The sequence below is a fragment of the Mycobacterium sp. SMC-18 genome (assembly GCF_045310895.1).
GTDB lineage: Bacteria > Actinomycetota > Actinomycetes > Mycobacteriales > Mycobacteriaceae > Mycobacterium.
In genome coordinates, this window is the sequence record NZ_JBJIAL010000019.1 from 58950 (window position 1) to 77458 (window position 18509).

An 18509-nucleotide genomic window follows, 5' to 3' on the forward strand; every position below is an offset into this window, starting at 1 on the left:
GGCAGGTTAGGCGGACGTCGAGGCGACACTGTGCGGTGGCTGTGAGGCCGGAGCCGCCGGTCCCGCGGGCAGGCGCACCGTGAAGACCGTCGCGCCGGGCCGACTGTCGACACTGATGGTGCCGCCGTGCGCCTTCACCACAGCGGCGACGATGGCCAGCCCCAATCCGGTGCTGCCGGCCTGCCGGGACCGCGACGAGTCACCACGGGCGAACCGCTCGAACACCTCGGGCTGCAACGTCTTTGGAATGCCCGGGCCGTCGTCGGCGACGCTGATCACCGTGGCGTCCGGATCCGACGACAGCGCGATGGTCACCGCCGTGCCGGCCGGCGTGTGCGTCCGCGCGTTCGCCAACAGGTTCACCAGCACCTGGTGCAGCCGCGCCGGGTCACCCTCGACGGTGACCGGTTCGTCGGGCAAGTCCAGTGACCAGTCGTGATCCGGCCCGGCGACGTGGGCGTCGCTGACGGCATCGACGACCAGTTGCGACAGGTCGACGGCCTCCATCTCCAGCGGCCGACCGGCATCGAGCCGGGCCAGCAGCAGCATGTCCTCGACGAGGCGGGTCATTCGTGCGGTCTCGGATTCGACGCGGTTCATGGCGTGCGCGACATCGGCGGGCAGCTCGTCGCTCTTGCGTTGTGCCAGTTCGGTATAGCCCCGGATCGCCGCGAGCGGCGTCCGCAGTTCGTGACTGGCGTCGGCCACGAATTGGCGCACCCGCGTCTCACTGGCATGACGGGCCGCGAGCGCGCCGGCGATGCGGTCCAGCATGCGGTTCAGCGCCGTACCCAACTGGCCCACCTCGGTGTGCGCGGCGTCGGGGTCGACGTGCACGATCTCGGTCGGCAGCTGCACCTCGCCGCGGTCCAGTTCGCGGTCGGCGACGTCGCGCGCCGCGGCGGAAACCCTTGACAGCGGGGCGAGTTGGCGCCGGATGATCCACACCCCCACCACCGTCGCCCCGATCAGGGCCATGGCCCCCACCGCGCAGAACATGCCGAGCACCCACAACAGGGTGTTGTCGACATGTCTGGTGGGCAGGCCGGTGACGATGGTCTGTGGTCCGCCGTGGCGGGGATGCAGGCCGATGACGCGGTAGGTGCCCAGCCCGTCGATGTCCATGGTGCGAATCTTGCGATCCGGCGGCACCTGCGCCAATTGCGCTGTGGCGGCGGTGCTCACCGAATCGCGACTGCCCTCCGAGGTGATGACACCGGCGTCGACCTGCCCCCGGAACACCACCGCTCCGATGGTGCCGACGGCTTGTCCGGGCGCGTTGAGGAAGCCGGGACCGGGACCGGCTTCGGGGTCGAAGCGCATGCGGAAGTGCGGATCCATGGCCGGCCGGGGTACCCCCCCGGTCAGTGGCGGGGCCATGGGCGGTGGCGGCAGTTCGAAGATGGCGGCCGAGCGCCGACCCGCCTCCAGCACCTGGTCGTCCAGTTGGTGCAGCAGAAAGCGTTGCAGCGCAAACTCAGTCGCGGCGCCGACACCGATGATGACCAATGCCAACAGCAGCACCTGGGTGACGAGCAGCCGGACCCGCAGCGACCAGGTCCGCGGCAGAGGGATCCGGGTGCGGGCGTCAGCGGGCAGGTCTGAGGACATATCCGGCGCCGCGCAGGGTGTGGATCATGGGCTCGCGTCCGCTGTCGATCTTCTTGCGCAGGTAGGACACGTACAGCTCGACGATGTTGGAGCGGCCACCGAAGTCGTAGCTCCACACCCGGTCGAGAATCTGCGCCTTGCTCAGCACCCGCTTGGAGTTGCGCATCATGTACCGCAGCAGTTCGAATTCGGTGGCGGTCAGCGTGATCTGTTCGCCGGCCCGCGTCACCTCGTGACTGTCCTCGTCGAGCACCAGATCACCGACGACGATCTGCGCCCCACCGACTTCGTTGGCGACGCCCGTACGCCGCAGCAGCGCCCGCAGCCGCAGCACCACTTCCTCGATGCTGAACGGCTTGGTGACGTAGTCGTCGCCGCCCGCGGTCAGTCCGGCGATACGGTCTTCGACCGAATCTTTGGCAGTCAGCAGTAGCAGCGGCAGCCCGGGAATCTGTTCGCGCAACTTGCGCAGCACGTCGAGGCCGCTCATGTCAGGCAGCATCACATCCAGCACGACCACATCGGGCGGGTTGTCCTTGGCCAGCGCGATCGCGGAGGCGCCGTCTCCGGCGGTGGCGATGTCCCAGCCCTCATAGCGCAGGGCCATGGAGACGAGCTCGGCCAGAACCGGCTCGTCGTCGACCACCAGGACATTGATGGGCTTGCCATCGGCCCGGTGCATGACGACTCGCTGGGACTCACTGTCACGGGCGGTACTGCTGGGACCTGTCACAGCTCCATTATTCGCACCGGTGTGGGCCGCGACTGTGACGAATCTATGCGCCGGCTGTGAAACGCAGCCCTCAACCCTGCGGGTTGGAGTCAGGGGCCTCCCCCGCGTACAACGGCGCCTTGCCGGTGATCGACGGTGCCGCGAAGGTGACGGGCGCGGTCGTGCTCGTCGTGATCAGCGTGCTGCCGGCGCTCGTCGTCTCGGCCGGGCCGGCCAACACGCCTGCGCAGACAGCTGCCGCACCCATTGCGGCACTGCCACCGATGATGCCGATCGCCCATTTCCTGGTGATGCCGGATGTCTCAGGTCGACTCATGGCTTGCCTCCCGTGTACGTGGGACCACTTCGCTACCCCGCGCACTTGTTCGCGCGGCTGGTCATACACTTCGAGTCAACCGCGCCACTCTGACAGTGCGCTGGACTGGCTCTGCCAGTTCACCAACGCCCTCTCGCCCATCTGAGAGGCCGCTGGACTGGTTCTGGCAGTTCGCCAACACCGCTCAAGCTGGTCATCGACGCCAAAGCACCCGATTCAGGCCTCGACACCCCCTGCCGCGCCACGGCAACTCGGCGTCCGTGCAGCAGGACTTCGGAAAACCATGACCAGGCAACGGGTTTCAGGAGAGTTGGGCCGCCGGGGTGATGAACGCCCCCGCCGCGAAACTCATCAGCCCGGGTCCTGCCCCGGGTACAGCGGAGCGGGCCCGGTGATCGAGGGCGCGGCGCTGATGATCGGCCCGCGGCCGGCGCTGCTGACAACTGAACTGACCGAGGTTCCGTTGGCCGATGTCGATTGCACAGAGTGCGCCTGCGCTCCGCCGAGCGCCACGGTCGTGACACCGACAGCCATGCTTCCGGCGATAACGCCGACGGCCCACTTCTTGTTGATTTCAGACTTCTTGGAATGACTCATCGCGGATCTCCCCTGTAGACGCGAATCTGCCACGCTTCGCCACACCGTTGGGGCGCGCGGCCTGCTCATATGTTCCAAGTCGCCCCCGCTGTCAGGTATTCCACCGAACCAGAACTGCCAGGTCACCGGCTCGGGCACAAGGCGGCCGCGGCCATCGGGCGCCAATCCCGCACGAGTGCGCCGGGATCTCTTAACCTGTGCGCATGCGGATTCCAGCGAGCGGCCCATGACGCGGTTCCTGCTCCGCCGACTGCTCAACTACGTGATCCTGTTGACGCTGGCGACGTTCCTGACCTTCGCACTGACGTCGGTGACCTTTCACCCGCTGGACAGCCTGTTGCAGCGCAACCCCCGGCCACCGCAATCGGTCATCGACGCCAAAGCACACGACCTGGGCCTCGACAAGACCCTCCTGCCGCGCTACGGCAACTGGGTGTCCGGCGCAGTGCGCGGGGACTTCGGAAAAACCGTTACCGGACAACCCGTTTCAGAAGAGTTGGGACGACGGGTGTGGACCAGCCTGCGACTGGTGGCCATCGGATCGATCCTGGGCAGCATCATCGGCGTGATCGTCGGGGCGTGGGGCGCCGTCCGGCAATACCGGCTCTCCGACCGGACCATCACCGTGCTGGCCCTGCTGATCCTCAGCGCCCCGACGTTCGTCATCGCCAACCTCCTGATTCTCGGCGCGCTCGGGGTCAACGAGGTGCTGGGCTTCCAGCTGTTCCAGTACACGGGCGAGACGTCGCCGTTCGCCGAGGGCGGCTGGCACGGATTCGTCGACCGACTGCAACACCTGGTGCTGCCCACGACGACGTTGGCGCTGGGCGCCATCGCCGGCTACAGCCGCTACCAGCGCAACGCGATGCTCGACGTGCTCGGCCAGGACTTCATCCGCACCGCCCGCGCCAAGGGCCTGACCCGGCGCCAGGCGTTGTTCAAACACGGCCTGCGGACCGCACTGATCCCGATGGCCACACTGTTCGCCTACGGGGTCGCCGGCCTGGTGACCGGCGCGGTGTTCGTCGAGAAGATCTTCGGTTGGCACGGCATGGGTGAATGGCTGGTGCAGGGCATCAACAGCCAGGACGCCAACATCGTCGCTGCCTTCACGTTGTTCTCCGGAACCACGATCCTGCTCGGCGGCCTGTTGTCCGACGTCATCTACGCCGCGCTCGACCCGCGGGTGCGGGTCTCATGAGCATCCAGTTCGGGTTGCCCCGCGCCCGATTCGCCTCGCGCCGCACGCTGGTGGCGCGGCGGTTCGTGCGGAATCGCCCTGCGGTGGTAGCGCTATGTGCGTTGTGCCTACTCTTCCTGGGCTGCTACGCGCTGCCGCCGCTGCTCCCGTACACCTACACAGACATGGACTTCAACGCCCTGCTGCAGCCACCGGACGGCCGACACCTGTTCGGCACCAATGCCCTTGGGCAGGATGTGCTCGCACAGACGCTGCGCGGTATGCAGAAGTCGATGCTGATCGGGGTCTGCGTGGCCGTGATCGCCACGGTCATCGCCGCCACGGTCGGTTCGATCGCCGGCTACTTCGGCGGCTGGCGGGACCGGGTGCTGATGTGGATCGTGGACCTGCTGTTGGTGATCCCGGGCTTCATCCTGATCGCGATCGTGACGCCCCGCATCAAGCATCAGAGCACGGTGCTGTGGCTCGTAGTGCTCCTGGCGCTGTTCTCCTGGATGGTCAGCTCACGCATGGTGCGCGGCCTGACCATGAGCCTGCGCGAACGCGAGTTCGTCACGGCGGCAAGGTATATGGGGGTCAGCGATGCCCGGATCATCGCGCGGCACATCGTGCCGAACGTGGCGTCGATCCTGATCATCGATACCACGCTCAACGTCGGCATCGCCATCCTGGCCGAGACCGGTTTGAGTTACCTGGGTTTCGGCATCCAGCCGCCCGACGTGTCCCTGGGCACGCTGATCGCCGACGGCACCCCGTCGGTCACCACGTTCCCCTGGGTGTTCCTGTTCCCGGCCGGCGTGCTGGTGCTGATCGTGCTGTGCGCCAACTTGATCGGTGACGGGCTGCGCGACGCGCTCGACCCCTCGTCACGACCGCGTCGCCGTCAGGCGGTGAAGCGATGAGTACCCCGCTGCTCGAGGTCCGTGACCTCACCGTGAGTTTCCAGGCCGGCGAGGAAAATGTCTCGGCAGTGCGGGGCATGAACTTTCACATCGCCCCCGGTGAGGTGCTGGCGCTGGTCGGCGAATCCGGTGCCGGTAAATCGGCCACGGCCATGGCGGTCGTGGGTCTGTTGCCCGAACACGCCGAGGTGACGGGCTCGGTGAAACTTCAGGGCAAGCAGCTGATCGGGCTCGACGACGCCGCGATGTCACAGGTGCGCGGCCGCGTGATCGGCACGGTGTTCCAGGACCCGATGTCGGCCCTCACCCCGGTGTACACCGTCGGGGACCAGATCGCCGAAGCGCTTCGCGTGCACAACCGTTCGGTCGACCGGCGCGCCGCCCGGGCCCGGGCGGTCGAGCTTCTGGAGCTGGTCGGCATCAAGCAGCCCGCGGCCCGCGCGAAGGCGTTTCCGCACGAGCTGTCCGGTGGGGAGCGGCAACGCGTCGTCATCGCCACGGCCATCGCCAACGACCCCGACCTCATCATCTGCGACGAACCCACCACGGCACTCGACGTCACCGTGCAGGCGCAGATCCTCGACGTGCTGCGCACCGCCCGCGACGTCACCGGCGCCGGGGTGCTGATGATCACGCACGACCTCGGCGTCGTCGCCGAATTCGCCGACCGCGCAATGGTGATGTACGCCGGCCGCACCGTGGAGACCGCGCCGGTGCCGAACCTGTACCGCGACCGGGTGATGCCCTACACCGTCGGCCTGCTCGGGTCGGTGCCGCGGCTCGACGCGCCGCAGGGGTCGCGGCTGGTGCCGATCCCCGGCTCACCACCCTCGATGGTCAACCTCGCGCCCGGCTGCCCGTTCGCGCCGCGCTGCCCGCTGGCCGACGACGACTGCCGGGCGGCCGAACCGGCACTGCTGGAGGTCGGGCCGGACCACGCCGTCGCGTGCATCCACACCGACCAGGTCACGGGCCGCAGTGCCGCCGAAATCTACGGAGTGGCAACGGAGCCCGAATCGGCACCGGCAGACGCCCCGGACGCCCCCGTCGTGCTGACGGTGACCGACCTGGTGAAGACCTACAAGCTCACCGGCGGCATGCTCCGGCGCCGGGTCGGCGAGCTGCGTGCCGTCGACCGCGTCAGTCTTCAGCTGCAGCAGGGCCGCACCCTCGGCATCGTCGGCGAATCCGGTTCCGGCAAGACCACCACGCTGCATCAGATACTGAATCTGACCGCGCCGCAATCGGGTTCGATCACCGTCCTCGGACATGACGTGGCCGGCCTGAACCGCGAAACCCGGCGCGAACTCCGCGGCGAACTCCAGGTGGTGTTCCAGGACCCGGTAGCAGCACTCGACCCGCGGCTGCCGGTGTTCGACGTCCTGTCCGAACCGCTGCGGGCCGGCGGCTTCGACAAAAACCGCATCGACGATCGTGTCGCCGAGCTGCTCGGCATCGTGGGCCTCCGGCACGAGGACGCCGCCCGCTACCCCGCCGAGTTCTCCGGCGGCCAGAAGCAGCGCATCGGCATCGCCCGCGCGCTGGCGCGGCAACCCAGGATTCTGGCACTCGACGAACCGGTGTCGGCGCTGGACGTCTCGATCCAGGCCGGCATCATCAACCTGCTGCTGGACCTGCAGCAGCGTTTCGATCTGTCGTATCTGTTTGTCTCGCACGATCTTTCGGTGGTCCGCCATCTGGCCCATACGGTGGCCGTGATGTACAAGGGCGCCGTCGTCGAACAGGGCGATGCCGCACAGGTTTTCGGCGACCCACAGGATCCCTACACCCAGCGGTTGCTCAATGCCGTGCCGCAGCCGGGAGGTGAATGATGGATACGCGTCGGGGTCGGCTGCTCGTGGTGCTGGTGGCCGCGATGGCCAGTCTCGCGCTGGTCGTCACCATCAGCGGCTGCTCGAGCGAGTACCGCGGATCCAGTGCCGGTGCGCCGAAAGTCGGTGCGGCGAACGACCTCAACCCGCGAGACCCGGCCACCCTGAAGGACGGTGGCAATCTGCGTCTGGCGCTCACCGCGTTCCCGGACAACTTCAACCCCCTGAACATCGACGGCAACACCGTCGACACTGCCTCGGTGCTGCGCCCCACCCTGCCGCGGGCCTTCATCGTCGGCCCCGACGGTTCCACGACCGTCAACCACGACTACTTCACCGACATCCAGCTGACCGGCGCCAACCCTCAGGTGGTCACCTACACCATCAACCCCAAGGCGGTGTGGAGCGACGGCTCCCCCATCACCTGGCAGGACATTGCCTCACAGGTCACCGCCACGACCGGCAAGGATCCCCGGTTCCAGATCGCCAGCCCCAACGGCAGCGAGCGGGTGGCCTCGGTGACCCGCGGTGTCGACGACCGCCAGGCCGTCATGACGTTCGCGCGCCCGTACGCCGACTGGCGCGGCATGTTCGCGGGCAACGGCATGCTGCTGCCCAAGGTCTCGACGACCGACCCGGAAATGTTCAACAAGGGGCAGCTGGCTGCGCCCGGGCCGTCGGCCGGCCCGTTCGTCATCTCGAACGTCGACCGCGGCGCGCAGCGAATCACCTTGACCCGCAACCCGAAATGGTGGGGCGCCCGGCCGCTGCTGGACAGCATCACCTACCTGGTGCTCGACGATGCGGCCCGTATCCCGGCGTTGCAGAACAACGCCATCGACGCCACCGGGCTCGGCTCGCTCGATGACATGGTGCTGGCCCGCCGCGCCAAGGGCGTCGACATCCGCACCGCACCCGGGCCCACGTGGTCGCACCTGACCTTCAACGGCGCGCCCGGATCGATCCTCGCCGACCCGGCACTGCGCCACGCGATCGCCATGGGTATCGACCGGCAGACCATCGTGACCGTGCTGCAGCATGGCCTGGTGGACCACCCGGTGCCGTTGAGCAACCACATCTATGTCGCCGGGCAGGAGGGCTACCAGGACAACAGCGGCGGAACACCTTTCGACCCTGCGGCAGCCCGCCGGGAACTCGATGGCCTGGGGTGGAAACTGCCTGCCGGCCGCTCGGTGCGGGAGCGGGACGGTCGGCCACTGAGTGTCCGGATCGTCTTCTATGACGCGCCCGGCAGCCGGCAGATCGGTCAGATCGCCCAGAAGACCCTCGCCGACATCGGTGTCCGGCTCGATCTGGTGGTGTCCTCAGGTGCAGATCTGTTCAGCCGGTACATCATTCCCGGCAACTTCGACATCGCTGCCTTCGCCTGGCAGGGTGACGCCTTCCCGCTCGGCAGCCTCACCCAGATCTATGCCTCCGACGGGGAGAGCAACTTCGGCAAGATCGGTACGCCCGAGATCGACGCCAAGATCGAGCAGACCCTCGACGAACTCGATCCCGCCAAGGCGCAGGCACTCGCCAACCAGCTGGACCGCCTGCTCTGGGCCGAGACGTTCAATCTCCCTCTTGCCCAGTCAGCCGGAAACGTCGCGGTCCGAAGCACTTTGGCGAACTTCGGAGCTGCGGGTCTGGGCGACCTGAACTACATGACGATCGGGTTCACCAAGTCCTGAGCTGCCGGATGGCCCGCGGCAGCGCGGCGGGAACCAACGACTCCGCGGCCGCGGCCGTCGTGATACCCCGAACCATCAGGCGCACCGTGAAATCCAGCGGTGCGTTGTCCAATTCTGTTGCCCGGTCCGGCAATCCGGCGTAGTCGCCGGCACACACCGCGGCCGCGATGGTCAGGGCCGAGCCCTCGCGCATGTCGAGCACGCTGTGGCCCGCGCTGGGTAGTTCCACCAGTGCGGCACCGGGAATCAACTCAGCCACCCGCTGTGCAATGGCCGGTGGGGTGATCAGGTCCCGGCCACCGGAGATCACGACAGTGGGCCAGTCGAATCCCGGCATCGCGGCCACCAGGTCGAAGGGCTCCGCGACGAAATCCGGGTCACCGGTGGCAGATTCGCGGTACGCCAGCGCCGGGTCGATCGGCAGGCCGTCGGGCTCGGGGGCATAGTTGAGCTCCTGATAGCCGATGTGCTCGACCAGATCCGGTTCGTGCCGGTACGGCGTCTTGCTCTCGAAGAGCAACTTGGTGCTGTGTCCGATGGCGTGCCACAGCAGGCCCCGCCCGGTCAGCAGCAGTTCGAGCTGCTGCTCCAGCACCTCGGGGCCGACCAGACCGTACAACCCGGCCGCCAGTTGCACCACCCACGGCGTCAACTTGCCGTCCTCGGCCAAACCACGCATGCGGCTGGCGAGGCCCTCGGTCGACGGTGCCGTGCCGTCCCAGAACGCCGCCCGGGTGGCGTCGCGCACCGCGTCGATGTCGTCGGCACACAGCAGCGGCGAGTCGAGCACCATGGCATGCACTCGATCGGGATGGCGCACCCCGACACCCGCGGCCAGGTAGCTGCCGTAGGACGTGCCATAGACAACCGCGGATTGCACCCCGGCGTCGTCCAGCACCGCCGCGATGTCGTCGACCGCGGCCTCGATGGTCAGCGCCTCAGCGGGTAGATCGGCGCCGGCGTCGTCGTGTCGCGACATGCCCACGCCGCGGTGCTCGACCATGATGACGTCCAGACCGGCGGCCGTCGCCCGGCGGCGCAAATTGCGGTAGTGCCCGATGGACGCCGCACCCGGCCCGCCGGGAATGATCACCAGCGGATGCTCGCTCAGCGGTCCGGTCCGCACGTAGTACAGATCGAATTCCTCTGCGCCACTTGATCGGACCGGTCGCCGTACCGACCGGACCCCCGGCAGCGCCGCGAGCTTGTCGTGCGCCTTGCGGCGTTTGGCGTTCATGGTCATCGACACTCATTCTGCCGCGTTCGGTTCGGCGCGAGCGTAAGCAGTGCCTGTGACGGTGCTGGTCCGTAGAACTGGGACATGACCATCCTCGACCTCCCCGACACGACAACGTGGACCGACCTGCTGGCCGACATCGCAGCGGGCGCCAAAGACCGCGATCTGGACGACGTGAATCCCTTCGACCAGGTGGCCGCACTCAAGCGCGCCGGATTCGGCACCCTGCGCCTGCCTCCAGAACTGGGCGGAGCCGGGCTCACAGTGCCGCAACTGTTTTCCGCCGTGATCGACGTCGCCCGCGCCGATCCGGTGGTGGCACACATCTTCCGCACACATTTCTGGTTCGTCGAGGAGCGGCTGCGCACCCTGGACCAGCCCGGGTCCCGGGCCTGGCTGGAAAAGGTCGCCGCCGGCAAGGTGTTCGGCAACGCGTTCAGTGAGAAGGGCTCCCACGCGGTGGGCAGCCTCGTGTTCAACACCCGCTTGACGCCGGGCCACGACGGCGGTTTCACCTTGACCGGCGAGAAGTTCTACAGCACCGGAACCTTGTTCTCGGACTACCTGACCGTGACAGCGACCACCGATCATGATTCGGTGGCGATCGTCATCGTGCCGGCCGAGCGAGCGGGCGTGGAGATCATCGACGACTGGGACGGTTTCGGCCAGCGCCGGACCGGCACCGGCACCACCCGTTTCCGGGACGTGACGGTGCTGCCCGACGAGGTGCTCTCGGACACGCGGTATGACGCCGAGCCCGTGCCCTCGGTGCAGTACACCCTGTTGCAGCTGTACATCCACGCCGTGGTCGCCGGAATTCTCGAGAACATCGTCGACGACGGTATTGCGCTCCTGCGGTCCCGCGAGCGCAGCTTCAGCCATGCCTCCGCGGCCTCACCGACCGACGACCCCTTGCTGCAGCGCCAGCTCGGCGAACTGGCCAGCTCCGCCTACATCGCCCGGGCCGCGGTGCTGGATGCGGCGGCGGCGATCGGGGCCGCCATCGATTCGACCGGTCCGGACGGTGTGCCCGACGCCGAACTGACCGCCGAGGCCCAGCTGCAGGCAGCCAAGGTGAAGGTGCACCTGGACGACATCGCGCCGCGCGCCGCCACCAAGCTCCTGGAGCTCGGAGGCGCCAGCGCGGCCAGCCGGCAGCGCAACCTCGACCGGCACTGGCGCAATATCCGCACCATCACGCTGCACAATCCGGTCGGCTACAAGGCCCGGGTGGTCGGGCAGAACCTGCTGCACGGCACCGCAATTCCTGCCAACGCCTATTTCTGACCTCCGGCGGTGATGAGGTCAGCGGCCTTCTCACCGATCAGCACGCTCGGGGCGTGGGTATGGCCCCGGACGATGGTCGGCATCACCGACGCGTCGGCGACCCGCAGTCCCGCGACACCACGTACGCGGAGCTGCGGGTCGACCACGCTGGCCTCGTCAGTGCCCATCCGGCACGTGGTGGTCGGGTGATACAGCGTGTGTGAGGTGGTGGCCAGGGCCAGCTCCAAGGTTCGGTCGTCGAGATCGTGCGCGCCGACCGGGCGGGCGATGTCCCCGAGCAGACCTTTGAGCGCCGGCGCCTGACAGATGTCGGCCATCATCCGCAGGCCCGCGAGCAGTGCTTTGCGGTCGGCGCCCTCCGGGTCGGACAGGTAGCGCGGATCGATGATCGGCTTGGCCAGCGGATCGGCCGAGGCCAGCCGGATGGTGCCGGTGCTCTTGGGCTTCACCAGGATCGGCCCCATCGCCACCGCTTCGCGCGGATACGGCTCGCCGATGCCTTCGTCGTAGAACGGCGCGGGCGCGAAGATCAGCTCGACGTCGGGCTGCTCGAGCTCCGGGTTGCTGCGCACGAAGCCGTATGCCTCCCCGACATTCGACGTCAGCATGCCGCGGCGGCGGGTCAGGTAGTTGAGCAGTTGCAGCGGCTTTTCGGCACCGATCAGCGTCTCGCAGTTGGCGTCGAACCCGAGCAGCACCACCAGGTGGTCCAACAGGTTCTGCCCTACCCCAGGGGAGTCATAGACGACGTCGATGCCGTGCTCGGCCAGGTGTTCGCGCGGACCGATGCCGGACAGCATCAGCAGCTGCGGGCTGTTGATCGCGCCGCCGCTGAGGATCACCTCGCGGCGCGCGTGGATGATCTGACGACGGCCGTCCGCCTCGTACTCGACGCCGACGGCCCGGCCGTCCTCGATCAGGACACGGGTTGCGGTGGCACCGGTACGCAGATGCAGGTTGGAACGCTTCAGCGCCGGCCGCAGATAGGCGTCCGCGGTGCTCCAGCGCGCGCCGCGGCGCTGACAGACCGTGGTCTCGACGAATCCCTCGTGGCCGCACTGCCGGGCCGCCTCGAGCCACGCCGCCGTGATGCTGCGCGGGCTGCGCTGCGGGCTGAGCACCAGCGGCCCCGCCTCGATGCGGTCGAAGTACTTCTCGACCGCCGCGTACGACCACTCTTCCCCGGCGAGCTCACCCCACTCGTCGTAGTCGGCGGCCATGCCGCGCACCCACATCATGGCGTTCATCGACGACGAGCCGCCCAGGGTCTTGCCGCGCGGCCAGTAGATTTCGCGGTCGGCGAGCTCGGGCTGCGGCTCGGTCGAGTAGTTCCAGTCGAATTCGCCGCGGAACAGCTTCGAGAAGGCCGCCGGGATGTGGATGAACTGGTTCTTGTCGGCGCCTCCGGCCTCCAGTACCACCACCTGCGAGGCGCCGTCGGCGCTCAGTCGATCAGCCAGCACCGCACCGGCCGAGCCGGTCCCTACGACGATGAAATCAGCGATCACCGCCGCAGTCTGTCACGCGCCGGTGTGACCTTTCCAGCGATTCATCAGTCACAGCAACCGTCAGGCGGTGAGCTCGATTCGGGTTGCGTCACCGACGCCGGCGTAACGCTCGGGGCTGCAGGTCAATACGATCACCTGACCGTCGCCGCCGACGGCGTCGAACACTTCACCCATCCGGGCCAGCCGGCCGGCATCGGTGAAACCCAGTGCGTCGTCGATGATCACCGGGACGCTGTCCTCCTTGGCCACCAGCGCCGCACCGGCGAGCCGGGCCACGATGCCCAGCTGTTCCTTGGCCCCACCGGACAGGGACTCGTACGGCACGGTGGTCCCCGCGACGGTGCGGCTGCAGATCCGCAGGTCGCTGTCGACCTCGACGGCGAAACTGTCGCCGAACACGATGCGCCCCAGGCGTTCCACTTCAGTCCGGAACGGCTCGACATACCGTTGGCGAGCCTGGTCGCGATGCCGGCCCATCACCGAGCGCAGCAGCTCAGCGGCCCGGGCCCGACGGCCCACCGCGGCGTGCTCGGACTCCGCGTGCCGCAACGCGACCTCGGCGGCATCCAACTGGCTCTGCCGACCCTGCGTCCCGTACACCTTCAATTGCGCTGCCACGTCCCGCAATTGGTCGTCGAGTTCGCGGCGGCGGGTGGCGATCCGGGTCGAATCCGCGGTGGCCGCAGCCAGTTCCGCGTCGACGACGTCGGGAGTGGTGGCCGCCAGCGCGGCCGCGAGTTCCTGTTCGCGGGCGGTGGCGGCGGCAGCCTGCTCCGCCAAGGTCGCGACGCGCTGTGTCAGGGCCGCGTCGTCTTCGAATTCACGCTGCCGGGCCAGCCGCTCGGTGGTCTCGGCGAGCGCGGCCGTCGCCGCGGTGACCTTCTCGCGGGCAACCGTCGCCGCGGTCAGCGCGGACGCCGCCGCACCGGCCGCCGCGGTGGCGGCGTCGCGGCACTGCTCGTAATCGGCTGCGGCACGGCGCTGTTCGGCATCGGCAGCCTCCAATTCCGCCCGAGCCGCGCCCACATCGATGGGACCGGTGTCGCCGACCTGTTCCCGCAGCCCCGCGAGCCGCGTCGTCAAGACCTCGACAGTGTCGGAGCCCAGCAGGGTCTGCAGGGTGACGTTCAGCCGGTCCCGCTCCGCCTCGAGTTCGCGCCGCCGGGCATCCAGTGCCCGCGCCGCCTCCACGTCGGCCACCCCGTGCGGCTGCAGTGCCGCCGCCAGCGCGCTGCGCGCGGCGTCGAGAACCGCGCTGGTGTCCGCCGCCGGCGTGCCGGGCAGCACCCGTACGGTCAGCAGGCCGGGAAGCTCGATATCGGTCCGGCCACCCACGCTGGACGCCCACTCCGCTCCGGCCGACAACGTCACCTCCTCGTCGCCGACCCGCAGCTGCATGTTGCTCTGCGCAACCAATTCGATTCGGGCCGAGGCGAGTTCAGCTGCCGCGGCCGCACGGTCGACAGCTGCCGCAGCCGTTTCGATGGCACGCATGCCGGCATGGGTGAGGGTGACCTTGGCCAGCTGCTCGACGACGCCGGCCAGTTCGCGGGAGGCAGCCTGCACCCGGTCCAGTTGCCCGGCCAGTCGATCAGCCTCGGCACGCTGCGACAGTTGGTCCACCACCCGCCGGGCCGCATCGAGGCGTGCGCGGCCGGCGTCGACCACGGACCGCGCGACCGCCACAGCGGTATCGGCGGTCTTCTGGAACTCGACCGCGACCAGCTGCTGCTGTCCGGCCTGCTCGGCGGCGGCAGTCAGTGCGCCGATACTGCCGGTCCGCTGCTCGACATCGGCCTGCAGCCGCTGCCGCTCGTCCAGCGCGCTTCGTCCGGCCGTCGCCGTCGCCACCGCGGCCTGGGCCTGCACACGCGCCTGTCCCAGCTCGTCACGGATTCGGGCCACGGCACCGGCTGCCTCACGGGCCGCGACCAGCCGGACCTCCGCGGCATCCAATTGCTCAGTGGCCGTGGCCAATTCCGTGGTCAGCTCACCGTGCCGGCGGACCGCCTCGTCGACCTCCGCCACCGCTGCGATACGCGTCGCGACCTCGGCCTGCGCGGCCTTCAGGCCTTTGATGGCCTCGGCCCACACACCGGTGGGGCGGCCGGTCTGGGTGAAGTACTTCAGATACTCGCCGTCGATCCGATCGACCAGCAACGGCTCGTTCCCCGACAGCGCGCCCTCCAGCGCGCCGGCCTGCCCGGCCGCGACATCGAGGGCCCGGGCCAGGGCATCGCACCCCGCCAAATCGACCGGGACCGTGGCCGCCGACTGCAGGACGCGCTGGGCCCGCCACAATTCAGTGTCGACGGTTTCGTCGAGCATGGCCCGCACCCGGTTGTGCGCCTCCTCGCCGGTGAGCTGCTCGCGCCGCGGCGCGAGGATGGTCAGCCGGGTCTCGGCCTTCTTGTGGAAGCGCTTGTAATACTCGAACCGGTAAGGGCCGGTGGAGATTTCGGCGGTCACCTCGGCTCCGACATCAGCGTGAGTCGGCTTGACCTGCTTGACCTCTTTCTTGGTCGAGCGGTCCTTGGACTCCAACAGCAGATCGAGCGCCTCGATCATGGAGGACTTGCCGATCTCGTTGGCGCCGGCAACCACCACCACGCCGCGATCGGGAAAGTCGATCTCCCGGTGCGTGATTCCGCGGTAGTTGGTCAGGACCATGCGGTGCAGTTTCATGCCGCGGTCCCCCGATCGACCAGACGCAGCAGCAGCGCGAGGGCCGCCTGCGCGTCGTCGGCGCCGTCCCCCGCAGAGCGCGCGGTGCCGACCAGTTCGTCGACCGCCGCCGCGGCGAAGCCGCCGATACCCAGGTCGTCGAATTCGCCGTCGGCCGGGACCACGACAAGATCGGTGTGCCGTTCCCAGGTGGTCAGTGCGGCGAACAGCCGCGCGTAGCGATCGAGGCGGACGTCGAGATCGGCTTTGTCGGAGATGGTCAGCGACCCGGTCAGCGCGAGCCGGACGACGGTGCGCTCCTTGTCCGGCAGACCGTCGAGATTCAGGTCCAGATCGGCGATGTCACGGTTGGTGTCCACGATCCGGCGCAGGGTGACGAACCGCCACCGGCCCACGTGACGGGCCTGGACCGTCACGGTCTGATCCTCGTCGTCGAGGTCCACCACCAGCACGTGACCCGAATCCGCTTCGATGTCATCGTAATTGGTGACTTCCGGCGCACCCGAGTACCAGACCCGGCCGGTGCTGCCCACCTCGGTGCGAGAGTGCTTGTCCCCCAACGCCACGTAGTGGACCGCGCCGCGGCGCACCGCGGCCTCCACGGTGTCGAGCCGGATCAGCGACGGCTTGGTCGGGTCGGGGTCCAGGACGTCAATCCCACCGTGGCCCACCACAATTCGGGTGACGCCATCGGCGGGCAGGCCGCCGACCACGTCGCCCGTCAGGTCCGTGGTGGGCGCCTTCGAGCGCCATGGGGCGCCGATGATCTGCACGCCCGGGCGCAGCTCGTGCACACCGTCGAGCACCGTGACGTTGGACGGGCATTCGGCCAGGAACAGCGCGCTGGTGTACACCGACGACGGATCCAGCGGATCGTGATTACCGGGCAACAGGAACACCGGAACCTTGATGGCGCGCATGGCTTCCAGCGACAGGCTGACCTCACGCGGGTCCAGCTGGTTGTGCTCGAAGACATCCCCCGCCACGACGACGAACTCCGCACCGACCTCGGCGCACAGCGCACCGAGGCGCGCCACCGCATCGCGGCGGGCAGCCGAATAGCGCGGCTGCGCCTCGCCGTTCAGGAAATGCCGGGTCATGCCGAGCTGCCAGTCGGCGGTGTGCACGAAACGCATCTCGGCGTCCCCTTTCTTCTGCTGTTCGAAATGTCCTGCGGCGAGTGTAAAACCGGACACCGACAACTCCGGGGAACTACGGTGGGCGGGTGGGAACCCGAACGCTGATCCTGCTGCGGCACGCCAAGTCCGACTACCCCGACGGGGTCGCCGACCATGAGCGGCCGCTGGCCCAACGTGGCATCCGCGAAGCCGCGCTCGCCGGGGACTGGATCCGGGAACACCTGCCGGCCGTCGACGCCGTGTTGTGCTCGACCGCGACCCGAACCCGGCAGACGCTCGCCCGCACCGGGATCACCGCACCCGTGACGTACGTCGACCGCCTCTACGACGCGACGGCGGGCATCGCCATCGACGTCATCAACGGCGCGCCGGAGGCGGCGAACACGCTGCTGGTGATCGGGCACGAACCGGTCATGTCATCGCTCGCGCTGAGTCTGGCGTCGCTCGACACCAGCGACCCCGACGCCGCCGGCCAGATCGCGATGAAATATCCGACGTCCGCGATCGCGGTTCTGCACACCGACCGGCACTGGTCGCAGCTGGAACTGCGCAGCGCCACGTTGGATCAGTTTCACATCCCCCGTTAGGAGTTGGTCGCGAGCGTCAGCTCCATCAGCTTGGTGGCCATGCCGCAGGCGTCCGCGCCCGGGCCCTGCGGGTTGACCCACCAGCCGACGACACCGGCCGCGTCGCTCGCCACACCGCACGAACCGTTGGGGTCGTTCGGGTGCATGATGATCGACTTCACACCGGCGATCGCCTTGTTCTCGTACTTGTAGTTGAGGTGCTTGGCGACCTTGGTCTCCTCGTCGAGGCTGCCCTGCTCGTACCAGAACCGGGTGATGTCGATGAGGCCGGCCGTCTGGTTCAGTGCCTGCCACCGGCACACCGCACCGACGAAGGTGCTCTGGATGTCCAGCGGGTCCGCGCCGACCGTCTTGGCCAGCACGTCGTTGGTCAGCACGTCGCACTCTTTGAGCAGGTTCGGGTACGACTCCGCCGAGTGCTCACTGCCGCCGCCGGCGCCTTCCTTCATGGCGGTGCCCTCGACCGACCGCGCGCAGCCCACGAGCGCCAATGCCGACATCACCACGACTGCTCCAGCCAGTTTTCGCTGTGTCATTTCGCGTTCGCAATCGATTGCCGGGCCAGTTCCTTCGCGATGTCGCACGGATCGGGGAACGGCTTCTGGGAGAAGCTGATGGACCATTCGATGAAGTCGTCGTCGAACTGGATGCCGACCTCACACAGGCTCTTGCCGATCATCGGGTCCTCGCCGAGGGCCACGAAACCGGGATGGCCATTGATGTTGATGTCGTTGACGTCGGCTCGCGTCCGTTCCTCGGTCTTGCGCTCACGGCCGATCGGGCTGCCCCGGTACCAGGTGAACGAGAAGTGCGGACCGAGGATGCCGCCATTGACCAGCCACTGGCAGCCGACGGAGTTCTTCGCGGTGTTGACCAGGCCGGGGACCTGCGTCAGCTGCGCCACGGTCTGGTCGCTGACGCCGCCACACACGGGGAACATCGGGCCGTGCTTGGCCGGCCCCGCCGCCGACGGGCCCGACGGACCACCGGCCGGTGCCCCGCTGGCGTTGCCGTCGTCCGAGCAGGCGGACATCGCCGGAATCATGGCCGCGGCAAGCACGGTCGCGGCGGCGGTCTTCACCTGTCTGCGGGTCACGCCATGCACTGTAGCGGCAGGTTCCGAGGTCAACCACCGACAGGCCGACTGACCTGGTCTTTCTACAAGCTTTCTCGGGTGTGC

General features: G+C 68.3%; 16 protein-coding genes. 6 read left to right on the top strand and 10 right to left on the bottom strand.

From position 1 onward, the window contains the following. Positions 1 to 6: 6 nt before the first annotated feature. From ACJH6J_RS17875 to ACJH6J_RS17890, 4 genes are all read right to left on the bottom strand, one after another. Positions 7 to 1611: a sensor histidine kinase gene (locus tag ACJH6J_RS17875; RefSeq protein WP_406804296.1), complete on the bottom strand. Its 1605-nt coding sequence runs from the start codon at positions 1609 to 1611 to the stop codon at positions 7 to 9. Continuing rightward, positions 1589 to 2293 carry a response regulator transcription factor gene (locus ACJH6J_RS17880; protein WP_073696180.1) on the bottom strand — a complete coding sequence of 235 codons (705 nt, stop codon included), beginning with the start codon at positions 2291 to 2293 and terminating at the stop codon, positions 1589 to 1591. Before ACJH6J_RS17880 ends, ACJH6J_RS17875 begins: the two co-directional genes overlap by 23 nt. A gap of 121 nt (positions 2294 to 2414) precedes the next feature. Further along, entirely contained in the window at positions 2415 to 2660 is a 246-nt protein-coding gene (locus tag ACJH6J_RS17885) for a hypothetical protein (protein WP_073696179.1), read from the bottom strand. A 351-nt stretch (positions 2661 to 3011) separates the two neighbouring features. Beyond that, complete coding sequence (locus ACJH6J_RS17890; protein WP_406804297.1) at positions 3012 to 3257, bottom strand: hypothetical protein; 246 nt, start codon at positions 3255 to 3257, stop codon at positions 3012 to 3014. Positions 3258 to 3483: 226 nt separating this feature from the next. On the opposite strand from ACJH6J_RS17890, the gene ACJH6J_RS17895 reads away from it, so the two are divergent. The 4 genes from ACJH6J_RS17895 to ACJH6J_RS17910 are packed head-to-tail and all read left to right on the top strand — an operon-like array spanning position 3484 to position 8886. Further along, complete coding sequence (locus ACJH6J_RS17895; RefSeq protein WP_073696177.1) at positions 3484 to 4458, top strand: ABC transporter permease; 975 nt, start codon at positions 3484 to 3486, stop codon at positions 4456 to 4458. Next, a complete protein-coding gene (locus ACJH6J_RS17900) occupies positions 4455 to 5360 on the top strand; it encodes an ABC transporter permease (RefSeq protein ID WP_406804298.1) in 906 nt (301 codons plus the stop codon). The genes ACJH6J_RS17895 and ACJH6J_RS17900 overlap by 4 nt, the downstream gene beginning before the upstream one ends. After that, positions 5357 to 7192, top strand: a complete 1836-nt coding sequence (locus tag ACJH6J_RS17905) for a dipeptide ABC transporter ATP-binding protein (protein ID WP_406804299.1) — start codon at positions 5357 to 5359, stop codon at positions 7190 to 7192. The genes ACJH6J_RS17900 and ACJH6J_RS17905 overlap by 4 nt, the downstream gene beginning before the upstream one ends. Next, on the top strand, positions 7189 to 8886 hold the full coding sequence (locus ACJH6J_RS17910) for an ABC transporter family substrate-binding protein (RefSeq protein WP_406804300.1): 1698 nt from the start codon (positions 7189 to 7191) through the stop codon (positions 8884 to 8886). The genes ACJH6J_RS17905 and ACJH6J_RS17910 overlap by 4 nt, the downstream gene beginning before the upstream one ends. Here the strand turns inward: ACJH6J_RS17910 and ACJH6J_RS17915 are convergent. Next, positions 8873 to 10129 (bottom strand): alpha/beta fold hydrolase, encoded by a 1257-nt coding sequence (locus ACJH6J_RS17915; RefSeq protein WP_073696173.1) that lies wholly within the window; start codon positions 10127 to 10129, stop codon positions 8873 to 8875. The two genes, ACJH6J_RS17910 and ACJH6J_RS17915, sit on opposite strands and share 14 nt — an antisense overlap. A 78-nt stretch (positions 10130 to 10207) precedes the next feature. On the opposite strand from ACJH6J_RS17915, the gene ACJH6J_RS17920 reads away from it, so the two are divergent. After that, positions 10208 to 11410: an acyl-CoA dehydrogenase family protein gene (locus tag ACJH6J_RS17920; RefSeq protein WP_073696172.1), complete on the top strand. Its 1203-nt coding sequence runs from the start codon at positions 10208 to 10210 to the stop codon at positions 11408 to 11410. Here ACJH6J_RS17920 and ACJH6J_RS17925 read toward each other — a convergent pair. The 3 genes from ACJH6J_RS17925 to ACJH6J_RS17935 are packed head-to-tail and all read right to left on the bottom strand — an operon-like array spanning position 11401 to position 16739. Continuing rightward, positions 11401 to 12918 (bottom strand): GMC family oxidoreductase, encoded by a 1518-nt coding sequence (locus ACJH6J_RS17925; RefSeq protein WP_073696171.1) that lies wholly within the window; start codon positions 12916 to 12918, stop codon positions 11401 to 11403. The genes ACJH6J_RS17920 and ACJH6J_RS17925 overlap by 10 nt on opposite strands. A gap of 60 nt (positions 12919 to 12978) precedes the next feature. Further along, positions 12979 to 15603 (bottom strand): AAA family ATPase, encoded by a 2625-nt coding sequence (locus tag ACJH6J_RS17930; RefSeq protein ID WP_073696170.1) that lies wholly within the window; start codon positions 15601 to 15603, stop codon positions 12979 to 12981. Further along, on the bottom strand, positions 15600 to 16739 hold the full coding sequence (locus ACJH6J_RS17935; RefSeq protein ID WP_406804313.1) for an exonuclease SbcCD subunit D: 1140 nt from the start codon (positions 16737 to 16739) through the stop codon (positions 15600 to 15602). Before ACJH6J_RS17935 ends, ACJH6J_RS17930 begins: the two co-directional genes overlap by 4 nt. Before the next feature lie 89 nt (positions 16740 to 16828). Here ACJH6J_RS17935 and ACJH6J_RS17940 point away from each other — a divergent pair, with 89 nt between their 5' ends. Next, entirely contained in the window at positions 16829 to 17329 is a 501-nt protein-coding gene (locus ACJH6J_RS17940; protein WP_406804301.1) for a SixA phosphatase family protein, read from the top strand. On the opposite strand, the gene ACJH6J_RS17945 is transcribed toward ACJH6J_RS17940, so the two are convergent. Beyond that, positions 17326 to 17865 carry a DUF3558 domain-containing protein gene (locus ACJH6J_RS17945; protein WP_073696167.1) on the bottom strand — a complete coding sequence of 180 codons (540 nt, stop codon included), beginning with the start codon at positions 17863 to 17865 and terminating at the stop codon, positions 17326 to 17328. The two genes, ACJH6J_RS17940 and ACJH6J_RS17945, sit on opposite strands and share 4 nt — an antisense overlap. After that, positions 17862 to 18374: a DUF3558 domain-containing protein gene (locus ACJH6J_RS17950; RefSeq protein ID WP_073696211.1), complete on the bottom strand. Its 513-nt coding sequence runs from the start codon at positions 18372 to 18374 to the stop codon at positions 17862 to 17864. Before ACJH6J_RS17950 ends, ACJH6J_RS17945 begins: the two co-directional genes overlap by 4 nt. Positions 18375 to 18509 lie beyond the last annotated feature (135 nt).